This is a genomic window from Nocardia sp. NPDC058114 (assembly GCF_042884695.1).
Lineage (GTDB): Bacteria > Actinomycetota > Actinomycetes > Mycobacteriales > Mycobacteriaceae > Nocardia.
On the sequence record NZ_JBHVTK010000020.1, the window covers coordinates 1 to 13,078 of the forward strand.

At 68.2% G+C, this 13,078-nt stretch carries 14 protein-coding genes; 9 read left to right on the forward strand and 5 right to left on the reverse strand.

All coding sequences use genetic code 11. The features are described 5' to 3' along the window. Nucleotides 1-96: 96 nt before the first annotated feature. On the reverse strand, nt 97-1,047 hold the full coding sequence (locus ACFVVI_RS34855) for a cobalamin biosynthesis protein (RefSeq protein ID WP_387449158.1): 951 nt from the start codon (nt 1,045-1,047) through the stop codon (nt 97-99). A gap of 117 nt (nt 1,048-1,164) precedes the next feature. Here ACFVVI_RS34855 and sigJ point away from each other — a divergent pair, with 117 nt between their 5' ends. Beyond that, entirely contained in the window at nt 1,165-2,091 is a 927-nt protein-coding gene (sigJ, locus tag ACFVVI_RS34860) for an RNA polymerase sigma factor SigJ (protein WP_378996260.1), read from the forward strand. Nucleotides 2,092-2,107: 16 nt separating this feature from the next. Here the strand turns inward: sigJ and ald are convergent, their stop codons facing one another. Continuing rightward, nucleotides 2,108-3,220, reverse strand: coding sequence for an alanine dehydrogenase (gene ald, locus ACFVVI_RS34865; protein WP_379313216.1), 1,113 nt, complete (start codon nt 3,218-3,220; stop codon nt 2,108-2,110). Nucleotides 3,221-3,677: 457 nt separating this feature from the next. Between ald and ACFVVI_RS34870 the strand changes: the two genes are divergently transcribed. Beyond that, on the forward strand, nt 3,678-3,956 hold the full coding sequence (locus ACFVVI_RS34870) for a hypothetical protein (protein WP_387449161.1): 279 nt from the start codon (nt 3,678-3,680) through the stop codon (nt 3,954-3,956). Nucleotides 3,957-3,964: 8 nt separating this feature from the next. Here the strand turns inward: ACFVVI_RS34870 and ACFVVI_RS34875 are convergent, their stop codons facing one another. Continuing rightward, nucleotides 3,965-4,735, reverse strand: coding sequence for an MBL fold metallo-hydrolase (locus tag ACFVVI_RS34875; protein WP_379313215.1), 771 nt, complete (start codon nt 4,733-4,735; stop codon nt 3,965-3,967). Between the two features lie 71 nt (nt 4,736-4,806). Here ACFVVI_RS34875 and ACFVVI_RS34880 point away from each other — a divergent pair, with 71 nt between their 5' ends. From ACFVVI_RS34880 to ACFVVI_RS34895, 4 genes are all read left to right on the forward strand, one after another. Next, the gene (locus tag ACFVVI_RS34880; protein WP_378996267.1) at nt 4,807-5,763 is read left to right on the forward strand and encodes a GlxA family transcriptional regulator; all 957 of its coding nucleotides are present in this window, start codon (nt 4,807-4,809) and stop codon (nt 5,761-5,763) included. 8 nt (nt 5,764-5,771) lie between these two features. Further along, on the forward strand, nt 5,772-6,287 hold the full coding sequence (locus ACFVVI_RS34885; protein WP_101469311.1) for a gamma carbonic anhydrase family protein: 516 nt from the start codon (nt 5,772-5,774) through the stop codon (nt 6,285-6,287). A 115-nt stretch (nt 6,288-6,402) separates the two neighbouring features. After that, nucleotides 6,403-6,591: a hypothetical protein gene (locus ACFVVI_RS34890; protein WP_378639113.1), complete on the forward strand. Its 189-nt coding sequence runs from the start codon at nt 6,403-6,405 to the stop codon at nt 6,589-6,591. A gap of 7 nt (nt 6,592-6,598) precedes the next feature. Beyond that, nucleotides 6,599-7,222, forward strand: a complete 624-nt coding sequence (locus tag ACFVVI_RS34895) for a TetR/AcrR family transcriptional regulator (protein WP_379313214.1) — start codon at nt 6,599-6,601, stop codon at nt 7,220-7,222. On the opposite strand, the gene ACFVVI_RS34900 is transcribed toward ACFVVI_RS34895, so the two are convergent. Beyond that, a complete protein-coding gene (locus ACFVVI_RS34900) occupies nt 7,190-8,992 on the reverse strand; it encodes an Eco57I restriction-modification methylase domain-containing protein (RefSeq protein WP_387449168.1) in 1,803 nt (600 codons plus the stop codon). The two genes, ACFVVI_RS34895 and ACFVVI_RS34900, sit on opposite strands and share 33 nt — an antisense overlap. A 193-nt stretch (nt 8,993-9,185) precedes the next feature. Here ACFVVI_RS34900 and ACFVVI_RS34905 point away from each other — a divergent pair, with 193 nt between their 5' ends. Together ACFVVI_RS34905 and ACFVVI_RS34910 are read left to right on the forward strand one after the other, a co-directional pair. Next, nucleotides 9,186-11,009, forward strand: coding sequence for a VWA domain-containing protein (locus ACFVVI_RS34905; protein WP_387449170.1), 1,824 nt, complete (start codon nt 9,186-9,188; stop codon nt 11,007-11,009). A gap of 114 nt (nt 11,010-11,123) precedes the next feature. Next, the gene (locus ACFVVI_RS34910) at nt 11,124-11,819 is read left to right on the forward strand and encodes a nitroreductase (protein WP_387449173.1); all 696 of its coding nucleotides are present in this window, start codon (nt 11,124-11,126) and stop codon (nt 11,817-11,819) included. A gap of 76 nt (nt 11,820-11,895) precedes the next feature. Here the strand turns inward: ACFVVI_RS34910 and ACFVVI_RS34915 are convergent, their stop codons facing one another. Then, nucleotides 11,896-12,360: a winged helix-turn-helix transcriptional regulator gene (locus tag ACFVVI_RS34915; RefSeq protein WP_379318687.1), complete on the reverse strand. Its 465-nt coding sequence runs from the start codon at nt 12,358-12,360 to the stop codon at nt 11,896-11,898. Nucleotides 12,361-12,558: 198 nt separating this feature from the next. Here ACFVVI_RS34915 and ACFVVI_RS34920 point away from each other — a divergent pair, with 198 nt between their 5' ends. Beyond that, on the forward strand, nt 12,559-13,035 hold the full coding sequence (locus ACFVVI_RS34920) for a DUF4279 domain-containing protein (protein ID WP_378996279.1): 477 nt from the start codon (nt 12,559-12,561) through the stop codon (nt 13,033-13,035). The last annotated feature ends 43 nt before the right edge of the window (nt 13,036-13,078 follow it).

The window sequence follows — 13,078 nt, forward strand, 5'->3', positions numbered from 1 at the left end:
CCACCCCTGTCATCCCCACCCCTGTCATCCCCACCCCTGTCATCCCCACCCCTGTCATCCCCACCCCTGTCATCCCCACCCCTGTCATCCCCACCACTACCACCCCACACGCCTACCACCCCGCAGCCAGGCGATCACACCCGCAACCACAACCGCACCAACCTGCACAGCCCCCGACATCCGCACCGCACGCCGCAGATCCGCAGCAGTGGGCGCCGGCCCGTCACCCAGCGTCGGCCGAAGTTCGGTCCCGTGCCGATACTGCGTGCGTCCACCCAACCCGATACCAAGCGCACCCGCCATAGACGCCTCGACAACCCCCGCATTGGGACTCGGATGCCCGGCAGCATCACGCCGCCACGCGCGCAACGCACCCGAAGGTCTCCCGCCGACCAACGGAGCGAGGGCCGCCGTGAGCAGCCCGGTGACCCGGGCAGGAACAAGATTGGCAACATCGTCGGTACGAGCAGCAGCCCAGCCGAACCGCTCGTACCGCTCGTTCCGGTATCCGACCATCGCGTCGAGTGTGTTGACCGCGCGGTACCCCAGCACCCCCGGCACACCCGCGACCGCGCCCCACAGCAACGGCGCGACCGCCGCATCCGAGGTGTTCTCGGCGATGGATTCGAGCGCGGCGCGCGCAAGCCCCTCGGCATCGAGCACCGACGGGTCCCGCCCACACAGCGAAGGCAACAGTTCGCGGGCACCGACGAGATCGCCGGCGTCGAGACGATCGGCCATAGCGTGTCCAGCACGCACGAGGCTGCGACCGCCCAACGCGGTCCACGTAGCCACCGCGGTCAGCAGCACAGCACCACCCGCGCCTCTCCGGCGGATAGCGAGCGCACCGATCCCGACCACCGACCCGACCGCGATCACCTCGTGCACCACCCCCGCACGTCGATCGTCGGCATAGGTCTCGGCTTCCAATGCCACTGCCGCCGAACCGAACCCGGCTACCGGATGCCACCGCCGTGGATCGCCGAAGACCCGGTCGAGCACAAATCCCAGCACCAGCCCGACCGCCGTCGGTGTCCCGTTCCGCACCGGCCGAGGGTAACCCTCGACCGGAATGTCACACCCGCGACCACTGCTTCGTCATCACTGTGACGGCACTTCTAGACTCGCCGGGACCGAGCAAGATCAACCGAACGGGCGCACACCATGACCGCACCGCAGCCTCTCGATCAGGCCGAACTGGCCCGCCGCTTCGAGGAACACCGCCCGTACCTGCGGCGTCTCGCGTACAGCACGCTCGGCAGCATCAGCGACGCCGAAGACGTGGTGCAGGACGCGTGGCTGCGCCTGCAACGGCAGTTCGACGCGGGCAAGGCGGACGAGATCGACAACCTGCGTGCCTGGCTCACCACCGTCATCGGCCGCCTCGCTCTGGATCAGCTCGGGTCCGCGCGCGCTCGCCGCGAACAGTACGTCGGCGAGTGGCTGCCCGAACCCGAGGTCACTTCCTGGGACGATCCGGCCGACCGCATCTCCCAGGACGAACGCGTCACGACCGCGCTGCTGGTCGTGCTCGAGTCGCTCTCGCCCGCCGAACGCACCGCGTTCGTGCTGCAAGACGTGTTCGGCATGACCGGCCCCGAGGTCGCCGAGGTGGTCGGGCGTACGCCTGCCGCGGTCCGGCAGCTCGCCTCCCGTGCCCGCAAGCACGTCGAGAACGGCACTCCACGTTTTCCCGCTTCGCCCGCCGAACAGGAGAAGGTCGTCTCGGCGTTCTCGCTGGCCTGGCGCTCGGGTGATCTGAGTTCGCTGCTCGGCATTCTCGACGAGAACGTGGTCCTCACCGCCGACGGCGGCGGCAAGGTGCCCGCCATCCGCCAGCCGGTGCGCGGCGCGGAGCTCATCGCGAAGATGCTGCTCGGCTGGTACACCGCCGCGAACGGCTGGGGTCGTGCGGTGCTGGTCAACGGCATGCCGGGCTTGGTCGTCTTCGACGGCACCAATATGGGCGTCTTCTCGTTCGTCATCGACGCCGGTCGCGTCGTCGCCATCAATGTGGTGCGCAATCCCGACAAGCTGCGCGACCTGCCCATCGACGGCGACCCGGACTGGTACCTGGGCGGCGGCCGGTAGCCGCGACGCGGCCCGGTTACGCGCCGAGGGAATATCCGTGCGCGGCCGCGACTTCGGCGGACAGCAGCTTGCCGTCGACGGCCGTGAGTCCAGCGGCCAGGCCGGGGTCGGCGGCGCAGGCTCCGCGCCAGCCCTTGTCGGCGATCACCGAGGCGAACGGCAGGGTGGCGTTGGTGAGCGCCACCGTCGAGGTGTGCGGCACCGCGCCCGGCATGTTCGCCACGCAGTAGAACAGGGAATCGGCCACGGCGAAGGTCGGATTCGCGTGGGTGGTCGGCCGGGTCGAGGCGAAGCAACCGCCCTGGTCGACGGCGATATCGACGAGCACCGAGCCGGGCCGCATCCTCGCGACGAGTTCGTCGGACACGAGTTTCGGCGCTTTTGCCCCCGGCACCAGTACCGACCCGATCACCAGATCCGCGGCGACAACGGCCTTTTCGATCTCGAGCGCATGCGAGGCGAGGGTGCCGACCCGACCGGCGAAGCGAGCGTCGAGCTCACGCAGGCGCGCCAGGTTCGTATCGAGCACGCTCACCACGGCACCCATCCCGACCGCGATACTCGCGGCGTTCGTCCCCGCGACACCGCCGCCGAGCACCACCACATCGGCCGGTCGCACCCCGGGCACACCGCCGAGCAGCACGCCACCGCCCCCCATCGGCGCCATCAGGTGGTAGGCCCCGACTTGCGCGCTGAGCTTGCCCGCCACCTCACTCATCGGTGCGAGCAACGGCAGCGACCCGTCGGGCCCGCGCACCGTCTCGTACGCGATGGCGACAACTCCCGCGGACAGGATCGCGTCGGTGCACTCCTTCGATGCCGCCAGGTGCAAGAAGGTGAACAGCACCTGATCGCGGCGCATCAGTGAGTATTCCCGCGCGATAGGCTCTTTCACCTTCACCACCAGATCCGCTCGTGCCCAGACCTGATCGGCGTCGGCCACGATCCACGCACCCGTGGCGCGGTAGTCGTCGTCAGCGAAGCCGGACCCGGCACCCGAACCGGCCTGCACGAGCACCTCGTGCCCGTGCGCGACCAGTTCGGCGGCGCCCGCCGGGGTGAGCGCCACCCGGAACTCCTGCGGCTTGACCTCCGTCGGCACCCCGACGACTACGCCCGTTCGCGTCATCGGGCAAGCCTAGGACCTGGGCCGGAGCTCAGCCGTCGGCTCGATCGCGTGTCGCGGCAGCGCCGATTACGCCGGGGCTGGAACCGGCGGGCTGGACGTCGTTTCCGGGGCGGTCGCCGGAACGGTGGTGGTGGTCGGCGGCGCTGTTGTCTGCGTGGTCGTCACCGCGGGTGGCGTGGTGGTCGGGGCGAGGGTCGTCGTGACCGGCGGGACCGTTTCACCACACTCGTTGTGGCCGCAGGAGTCTGTTCCGCAATCCGGGCCGGGCACACAGTTGTACCCGGGCGGGATACCGCATTCGTTGTGACCGCAGGAGTCCGTTCCACACTCAGGCCCCGGTACACAGGTGTACCCGGGCGGAATCTCGCCTTGTGCGGGCGACCCCGGCGCGGCCTGCGTGGGTGAGTGGTAATACGACGACTCCGGCGTCGATCCACCACCAGAACCTCCCGGAACAGTGGATGCCGCGGGCGAACTCGTCGGCGGCACCGACGGCGTCGCGGTGACCGACGTCTTCGATACCGAAGTCGATCCGGAATCACCGGAGTCACCACCGTCCGACGAACAGGCACCGACAGCGAACACCACCACAGCCATCAGCACACCGAGCGCAATCCGGAACAGGTTGCCCCTCAGTAACTTCCGCAACATGTCTTCTCCTCAGCCCACGGACCCGCACCTGCAGGAGCAGGTGCGGGTCGCACGAAAGATGTTAGATAGCAGAACTATTCGTTGAATCGCCGCTCACACGGAAAACATTTCACCTCGCACCGGCACGATCAGCTGATGCGCGCGATCGGCGTAGGCGAAGGTGCGCTCGAGATAGTCCAGCGACTCACTGAAGTGACCCCATCCCTCCGCGTGCACGGCGACGATCACGGCATCGCCGAGCGCCGCGGCGGCCGCGACGGCGGTACGGGCGTTCAACGTGACGTCACTGTCGCCGAACCGCCCCACATTGGCCCCGCCGATGTTCAGCACCGCGGCATCGATGCGCCCGACCCGCTCGACGATCCGCTCCACCAACTCCACCGAGGCGTTGTCGCCGGACACGTACACCGTGGGCTCGCCCGGCGCGCGCAGCACGAATCCCGTGACCACACCGCTGAGCGGCTCGCATCCCGGCGGCCCGTGCAGTGCGGGCACCGCGGTGACCTCCACCGCGCCGACGGTCACCGTCTCCCACGGCGCCAGGCCGCGCACACCCTCGATCCGGCTCGCGGCATCCGGTGTCGAGAGGACCGTGTCGACCTCGGCGAGAAGCGCACGGCCCGCGGTGTCGAGGTTGTCGGCGTGCTGGTCGTGCGAGAGGAGCACGATGTCGATCGTCCCGATCTCCTCGACGGGTACGGCCGGGCCGCTGAGTTTGTGCAGGGTGATCGGACCCGGGTAGTCGCCGGGCTCGTCGAACGTCGGATCGGTGAGCCAGGTCAGTCCGCCGTAGCGGAAACGCAGGGTCGGGCCGCCGATGTGCAGGGCGGCTGCCAGGGCGGGGCGGGTGATCATCTCGGTCATGCCGATAACTTTCGCCGAGCGGGCCACCGCCCGACAGTGGCCTGCAGGCCGTACAACGCTAAGATCGGGCCATGACCTCGGTGGCCGTGATCGCGTTCGACGGAATCAGCCCGTTCCACCTGTCGGTGCCGAGCCTGGTGTTCGGCCGATCCGGTACCGGCGTCGACGACACGTCGCCCTATGACGTGCGGGTCTGCGCCGAGGAACCCGGAACACTGTCCACCGCAGCCGGTTTCGACATCACCGTCCGATATGGCCTCGATACCGTGCGCACCGCCGACCTGGTGGTCTTTCCCGGATGGGTCCGTGACCAAGGGATTTCGCCCGCGCTGAACGAGGCGGTCCACACCGCCCACGCCCACGGCGCCCGGCTGGTCGGCCTGTGCCTCGGCTCCTGGGCGATCGCGGCGACCGGGCTCGCCGACGGCCGCGAGGTCACCACCCACTGGGCCGCCGCCGACGCACTGGCTCTGGCCTACCCCGACGTCCACGTACGCGCCGACACCCTGTGGAGCGACCTGGGCGACGTGATCACCTCCGCGGGCGTCGCCGCCGCGCTGGACTGCTGCCTGCACATCGTCCGCACCGACCTCGGCGTCCGCGCTGCCACCGAACTGGCGCGATCGCTGGTCACCGCACCGCACCGCCACGGCTCGCAGGCGCAGTACATCCCGATCGCGGTGCCCGACGACGATCCCGACGATCCGATCGAATGCGCGATGGCCTGGGCTCGCGCCCGCCTCGACACCGCCGTCGACCTCGACCACTGGTCACGCGAGGCGCTGATGTCGCGGCGTACCTTCACCCGCCGCTTCCGCGATCGCACCGGCACCAGTCCCCAGCAGTGGCTCCTGCAGCAGCGCATCGACCATGCCCGGCTGCTGCTGGAATCGACCGACGACACTGTCGACCGGGTCGCCCGCGACACCGGCTTCGGCAGCACGGTGAGTCTGCGTCACCACTTCCACCGGGTGCTCGGCACGTCTCCGGCGGCCCACCGTGCGCAGTTCCGCGGTGCGGCGCAATAATGACGTTCATGATCATCAAGGTGAGCGGGTTCACTCCCGAGATCGACGACACTGCCTGGATCGCGCCGAACGCGACCGTGATCGGGCGGGTGCGTCTGGGCGCCGAGGTCGGCGTCTGGTACTCGGCGGTGCTGCGCGGCGACCTCGAACAGATCAGCATTGGCGCGCGCACCAATATCCAGGACGGCTGCGTGCTGCACGCCGACCCCGGTTTCGCGCTCACCGTCGGCACCGGGGTCTCGGTGGGACACAACGCGATTCTGCACGGCTGCACCATCGGCGACGATGTTCTCGTCGGCATGGGCGCGACCGTGCTCAACGGCGCGGTGATCGGCGCGGGCAGCCTGATCGCGGCCAATGCCCTGATTCCCGAGGGCGCGCAGATTCCGCCCGGCTCACTCGTGGCAGGAGTACCGGGCAAGGTGCGCCGCGAACTCACCCCGGCACAGCAGGACGGCATCAAGCTGAACGCGGCGGTGTATCTACACAATCTGACCAACCATCGCGACGCCGAGGTGTTGTGACCCGTCACACTGAGCAAGTGACCAGTAGGGAACCCTGATAGCATTTGTCCTGCGTATTGCGTCCGATCATAAGAGTGACGATCGGCACCGGATACGCGAGGCAGGAGGTATCACGGTGGCTTACGTGCATTCCGGTGTGCGCCGAGCGGCGGGACGGCTCAGCGTGGCCGATATCGCGGCCCAGCCCGGCGGGGTCGAGGCACTCCAATCCCGTGTTCACGAACTCCGTTCTCGCGGAGTACATTTCGCGGCCAATGCGATCGAGCAGGAGATGGCCGCCTTGGATCTGCCGCCGCGGGGATAATGGGGTAATGCCTACCGTTACGTCGATCCTCGCGCGGATACTCGAAAAGCCTGTCACCGACGGGGAGAAGCTGCTCGACAGCGCGCTGTCGGCATTTCTGGACTTCGGGATCAAGCGCACGAGCATGGGCGAGATCGCGCGGCGGGCCGGCATCAGCCCGGCCACCCTCTATCGGCGGTACGAATCCAAGAACGAGCTGGTCGAAGCCGTCGGCGTGCGCGAGGCGCAGCGCTATGTGGCCGAGATCGACGAGCGGGTGCGCGCGGTGACCGAACCCGGCGAGCAGCTCGTCGAGATCTTCGTCGCCTTCGTCACCACCATCGCCGGCAATGAACTGCTACGCCGGTTGCTCAGCACCGAGCCGGAGATCATCCTGCCCCGGCTCACCACCGACGCCGGGCCCATCCTCGCCGTCGGGCGCGCGTATCTGGCCGAGAAGCTGCGCGAGCTCCAGGTCAGCGCGCCGGTGCCCGAATTCGATCCCGATCTGGTCGCCGAGATCATGGCGCGACTCGCGCTGTCGCTGGCGCTGACCCCCGACGGACTCATTCCACTCGACGACGCCGAAGCCGGGCGCGAGTTCGCGCGGCGCACGCTGCTACCGATGGTCGGTCTGCGCGACATCCACTGAGACGCCGAAGGCCGCCGCCACCACCTCGTCGATACCCGAATCAGCCACCGGTACACCGTCTTCCAGCAGGGCGCGCACCCTTCGCACGACCTCACCCGCCGCCGGACAGCCAGGATCGGGCACCGGCAGTCGCGCCACGTACTGGGTGATCCAGCGGCGCCTGCCCGAGTACAGCCGGTTGCCACAGACGGCGTCGTAGAACCGCAGTCCCAGTGCCGAATTCGCCACGCCCATCAGCAGGTACGCCAGATCGATGGCCGCGCGGCCCGCGCCGAGATCGGTGAGCGAGATCCAGTAGCAGTCACCGTTGACCACCGCACCCGATCGGTCGAGGGCGAATCGCGGACGTTCGCTGATGTCGGGAAACACCAATTTCGGTGCGCCCCAGAGATGCGGGCGCTGTGGAACCCAGATCTCGAACCACTTCCGGCCGCCGTCGAGTACGTAACGTCTGCCCGACAGAGCTTGTTCGTGTGATTGTAAATATGCTGCCGCACAAGGGAATTCGGAAAGGTCGATCGGGGTGCGGCGCGGCTGCAGCAGATCGTAGGGATAGAGCACCTTCGTCCCGCGTGCCATCGCGACTCGCCAGGGTTGCAGATCATGGTGAGTGATCAACTCCCGCAGCAGTTCCGGCTCCGGCGTCGGGTCCATCTGATCCCAGCGGTCCGAGATGAACACCCGATCGGCCGTCGTCTTGATCCCCACCCGGATCCGCGCGGCCTCCCCGAACGAGCGCCAGGTGCGATCGGCGATCCGGCCGAGCCAGTGATCGACAGCGGGGCGCGACATGCGCCACGCGGCGTCACCGTGACGGCCGGATCGGATCCCGCCTCGCGGGGCGAGCAGCCCTGCCGGCTCCGCACCCGCCGTCGGCGGGGCCGTCACCGTGGCCGACGGCTGCGGCGACCGCACGTCTGTCGCAGGCGCACGGGCCACCACGTCGCCGGTCGCCAGCACGCCGACCTCCACCGCGAACACCCGCCCCCCGGCGCCGACGCGGCAGGCATCGTCGCCCGCCAGCGCGTCGAAAAGCTCGGTGGTGCAGTCGGGTTCGATCCCTGATTCCTCATAGACCGAGACATAGCGGCAGTCGGGTGGTCCGGTGGCACGCAGGGCGACGGTGATCGCGGGCAGCACCGCGGCGGCGAAGAGTTTGGTGTCACCGAGGTCGTAGAGCTCCACCGGGGTCAGTTCATCGGTGAGAATTCGGCGCAGGTTCGATCCGGCCCGCGTGGTGAGAAAGCGGTTGGCACAGAGTAATCCGAGCACGCCCCCGGCAGTCAGCAGCCGCGGCGCCACGGCCACGAAGGGGTGGGTGAGGTCGATCCGCCCGCGCAGGCCGAACTGTTTGCTCAGCAGCTGAGCGGTCGCTCCGCCCAGCTGCTGGGTCCGGACGTAGGGCGGATTGCTGATGATCAAATCGAAGGAGCCGTCGGCCAGTTGAGCGGAGGCTGCCAGGAAATCACCTGCACGGCAGTCTATTTCGACGCCGAGCGCGTCGGCCCGCCCAGTGGTTTCGGCGACCGCCTGTCGATCCAGGTCATATCCGGTGAGGTGAACCGTCACATCCGGTGCGTTCGAAGCGATTTCCCGATGCACCGCCAGCAGCAGCTCGCCATCCCCGCAGGCCGGGTCGAGCACACGCAACGTCGTGGCGCGTGGCGCGTGGCGCAGCGCCCGTCGCGCCAGGAACCGCGCGAGTTCCGGTGGCGTGTAGTGCCTGCCGTGCCGTTTGCGCTCCTGCGCGTCGCGGGCCTGCGAAGCCATGCGGTCGATTGTGCCCCGGAACTGCCCCGATTCGCCGCAGGCGCGAGCCGCCCCCGAGCGCAACGTCCTCACCTGCCCAAACGTGACCGATGTTTTCAAACGGTGGGCTGCACCACTTCAGCAGGGGTGGAGCGACCACCGAGCGATCGGTAACGTCTGTCCGGTTTCACCCCGCGACACCGAATCTAGGACGATGCCGAGAATCAGCACGCTGACCGCCGCACTCACCGCAGTAGCCCTCACCGTGCTGCCCGCATCGTTACCGGCCATGGCGCAGGCCGACCCCGCACAATACGCGCCGACCATGCTCATCCTCGATGCTTCCGGCTCGATGGAACGGCCCGATCAGGGCGGCACCATGATGGACTCCGCGAAGCGGGCCGTCCGCTCGTTCGTCGCCTCCGCACCCACCGAATCCTCGGTCGGACTCACGACCTACGGCACCGGCACGAGCAATTCCGAGGCGGACAAGGCGGCCGGTTGCCGCGACGTCCAAGTGCTGCAGCAGCCGAAGATCATCGACAAGCCCGCCCTCACCACCGCTGTCGACAGCATCCACGCGCGCGGCTGGACCCCGATGGGCACCGCGCTGCGCCGAGCCGCCGACGCACTGCCCGATTCCGGTCCGCGCTCGATCGTGCTCGTCTCCGACGGTGACGACACCTGCTCCCCGCCCGACCCGTGTGAGGTCGCCAAGGAGTTGAAGCAGCAGGGCGTCGACCTGATCGTGCATTCGATCGGCTTCGCCGTCGACGACAAGGCGCGCGCCCAGCTCACCTGTACGGCGCAGGCCACCGGCGGCACCTACAGCGATGCGGCCGACGGCGCCGCGCTGGAACGCATTCTGCCGCGGGTGAGTACGGCCGCACTGCGCGATTACCAGGCCACCGGCACGCCCATCACCGGCACCGGCAGCATCGGCACCGCACCGGTCGCGAAGCCCGGCCAGTACCTCGACACCCTCGGCCAGCGGGAGAAGCGGTACTACGCGGTCGACGTGCCCGAGGGCGCCACGGCCTACTTCACCGGGATCGTCTCGTTCCCCCGCGGGCGAAGCACCTCGACGACCGAAGACATGAACGCACTCGACCTTCGCCTCTTCGGACGCGAGAGCGTGGAGTGCGGCATTCGCGAGCGTGAACTCGAGACCAGATCGAGCGACGGCGCCACCCTCACCATCGCCAAGGCCTTCGACGGCGCGGCCAAACCGCTGTTCGAGTCCGACAAGTGCACCGGCGCCGGTCGCTACACCTTCGAGCTGACCTGGGATCTGGTGTCGGAGGGCTCCTCCGATCGGTTGCCCGTGGAGATTCTCGTCGGCATCGAACCCGGCGTCACCGATCCCGGCCCGGCGGCCTCGACCACCAAGACCGCGTTCGCCGAACCGACGTCGCCTGCCCGGCCGGTCGGCGGCAGTGGCTCGTTCACGACCGCCGCCACGCTGCCCGGCGGCGGCAGCTACACCGACACCGTGCAGTCGGGCGAGTACGTCTTCTACCGTGTTCGGCTCGAGTGGGGACAGGGCCTGGCCTACCGGGTGCGTTTCGCCGAGACCGGCGGCGCCAACCGCATCGCGGCCTCGAACGTGACGACCACGCTGTACTCCCCGCTCGGCACCGAAATCGGCTCCGACACCAATGCCTATACCGGCCGATCGGGCGCCGAACTTCGCCTGGCATCGGTGCCGGTCCGCTACGCCAACCGCGACAGCTACGACGTTCGCGCGCAGTCGGTGGCAGGTTGGTATTACCTCGCGGTGAAGGTCGGCATCCCGACCGGCGCCGACGCTCTGCCGCCGACGCCGGTACAGCTCGACGTCACCGTGGCCGGTGCGGCGGAGCCCGGCCCGACCTATATCGGTGCCAGTGCGCAGCAGGCAGCGGAACAGCCTGTCGCCGTGAGCGGTCCGGCGACGATCGCCCGGCCGTGGGCCTGGTACGTCCTGATCGGGGCGGGTGTAGCGCTGGTCGCCGGCATCGGTATCGCGATCCTGGTCGTCGGCCGCCGACGCGGCTGATCCGCGCCCGCCGGCACCCGAACTCGTGGTGCCGGCGGGTTCCGCGGCAGCGGCGGAACTGCTAGATTCAGTCTCGAAATGAGACCAGTTCTCCGTACCCGAGGGAGCCACGCGATGGCGCAGACCGACCACGACAGCAGCGATTTCGCCACCCTCCAGCGGCTGGCCGACGAACGCTGGAGCTGCCGTCAGTTCACCGCCGAACAGGTCGACCGCGCGACCATCGAACAGCTGCTGACCCTCGCCCAGCGCACGCCGTCGTGGTGCAATACCCAGCCCTGGCAGGTCGTGGTCACCGCGGGCGAGGGCACCCAGCGGTTCCGCAAGGAACTCCTCGACCACATCCAAACCGCAGGCAACACACCCGATTTCGAGTTCCCCGCCGCCTACGAGGGCATCTACCGGGACCGTCGCCGTGCCTGCGGGTTCCAGCTCTACGACAGCGTCGGCATCGTCAAGGGCGACCACGAGAAGACCATGCGCCAGATGGTGCGCAACTTCGAGTTCTTCGACGCCCCGCACGTCGCCATCGTCACCTCCGAAGCCGACCTGGGCATCTACGGCGCCGTCGACTGCGGCCTCTGGCTCGAGAACTTCCTCCTCGGCGCCCAAGCCCTCGGCCTCGGCGCCGCCCCCCAAGCCGCCCTGGCCTCCTACGCCCCCTTCATCCGCGACTACTTCGCCATCCCCGACACCCGCAAGGTCGTCTTCGGCATCTCCTTCGGCCACCCCGACACCACCCACCCGATCAACACCTTCCGCACCGCCCGCGCCCCCCTCGACGACCAGGTCACCTGGCACACCTCCTGACCCACCCCGCGGATCAAGATCACCACGCGCTGGTGGCGGCCGGCTCTCGACCGATACTCACGTCAGAGCGTGGTGATCAATTGTCCAGCGTGCGCGCGGTCATTCCGGGGCCCGCTTCGGGCTCGATGTCGCGGGCGGTGACGTCGGCCGCGCAGGTGTCGCAGGTCAGGTGGGTGTGGGCTTCGCCGGCGCACCCTCGGTGCCGGTATTCCACCGGTGGTCCGTCTGGTGCCATGTATGTGTCGCCCCAGTCGCGGACAGCCATCAGGATCGGATAGATGGCGTGGCCTTTCTCGGTGAGGCGGTATTCCTCGTAGACGCCGTCATCGGCCGGACGTTTCACCAGGATCTCGTGTTCGACCAGACGATCGAGGCGGTCACGCAGCCGGCTTCGCGAAATACCGAGCGCGCTCTGGAACGCATTGAAACGGCGCACACCGGCGAAGCTGTACTTCAGGATCAGCAAGGTCCAGCGATCACCGAAGATCACCAGCGGCCGCGTGATCGAGCACGGGACATCTGCGAGTTCCTCATAGCGCACCCTGCCATTATGCGCGTGGGCGCGCTGAAAGCGACCGGGCTAGTGGTCCCCGGCGTACCGTGACGGTCTCCGGTCCCAGGCCACTTCCCTGTCCTCTTCCGCCAGCACGCCGTCTGCCACTTTCGATCGCACTTCCGCCGTCCTCGCGGCGAAATCCAGCTGACGGAACTGACGGGTTCGTGGTGGGATCTCGCGGTGATGAAGATCCGTCAGTATTCCTATTTCGCGTTGTACAGCGCAACGATGTCAGCGGTCGAGATGGCCGCCCAGCTACAGATGGATCCAGACGAAGCCGTGGTGCTGGGCAGCAAATCCGCGCAGCATCGCATTCCCCGCGCCCACCGCTGGGAAATCGTCCGGCGGAGCACCGAGAGCATCGATGAACAGATCGAGCATCTGATCGCGAGGCTGGATCCCGTACTCTCCCAGGTCATTTTGCTGACAAAGCAACCCGACGTGAGTGCGGGCATGAATGTCGTGCGCTACTACGACGATCCAGATGGTGTGCACGGGGCACCCGGCGGAACACCATGGGCGCAGGCGCGCACCTGGCCACGTCCGCTCGGGTGGCACCTCTCGGCGCCCGTACTCGAGTTCCTGCTCGCGACCGGTGCGGAACTCGATATTGACGAATACGACTCGGGCGCAAGCGAAACGGCCGCCGCCACTTCCTGAATCAGGAGGAGGGCGACGGCCGTGGAAGTGTTACCGCGGTCAG

What these genes read in the sequence shown, in the direction of transcription:
- ACFVVI_RS34920 (WP_378996279.1), top strand. Translation starts at nt 12,559, where the DNA reads ATGAAGATCCGTCAGTATTCCTATTTCGCGTTGTACAGCGCAACGATG.
- ACFVVI_RS34885 (WP_101469311.1), top strand. Translation starts at nt 5,772, where the DNA reads ATGATCATCAAGGTGAGCGGGTTCACTCCCGAGATCGACGACACTGCC.
- ACFVVI_RS34895 (WP_379313214.1), top strand. Translation starts at nt 6,599, where the DNA reads ATGCCTACCGTTACGTCGATCCTCGCGCGGATACTCGAAAAGCCTGTC.
- ACFVVI_RS34875 (WP_379313215.1), bottom strand. Translation starts at nt 4,735, where the DNA reads ATGACCGAGATGATCACCCGCCCCGCCCTGGCAGCCGCCCTGCACATC.
- ACFVVI_RS34900 (WP_387449168.1), bottom strand. Translation starts at nt 8,992, where the DNA reads ATGGCTTCGCAGGCCCGCGACGCGCAGGAGCGCAAACGGCACGGCAGG.
- ald (WP_379313216.1), bottom strand. Translation starts at nt 3,220, where the DNA reads ATGACGCGAACGGGCGTAGTCGTCGGGGTGCCGACGGAGGTCAAGCCG.
- ACFVVI_RS34905 (WP_387449170.1), top strand. Translation starts at nt 9,186, where the DNA reads ATGCCGAGAATCAGCACGCTGACCGCCGCACTCACCGCAGTAGCCCTC.
- ACFVVI_RS34880 (WP_378996267.1), top strand. Translation starts at nt 4,807, where the DNA reads ATGACCTCGGTGGCCGTGATCGCGTTCGACGGAATCAGCCCGTTCCAC.
- ACFVVI_RS34910 (WP_387449173.1), top strand. Translation starts at nt 11,124, where the DNA reads ATGGCGCAGACCGACCACGACAGCAGCGATTTCGCCACCCTCCAGCGG.
- sigJ (WP_378996260.1), top strand. Translation starts at nt 1,165, where the DNA reads ATGACCGCACCGCAGCCTCTCGATCAGGCCGAACTGGCCCGCCGCTTC.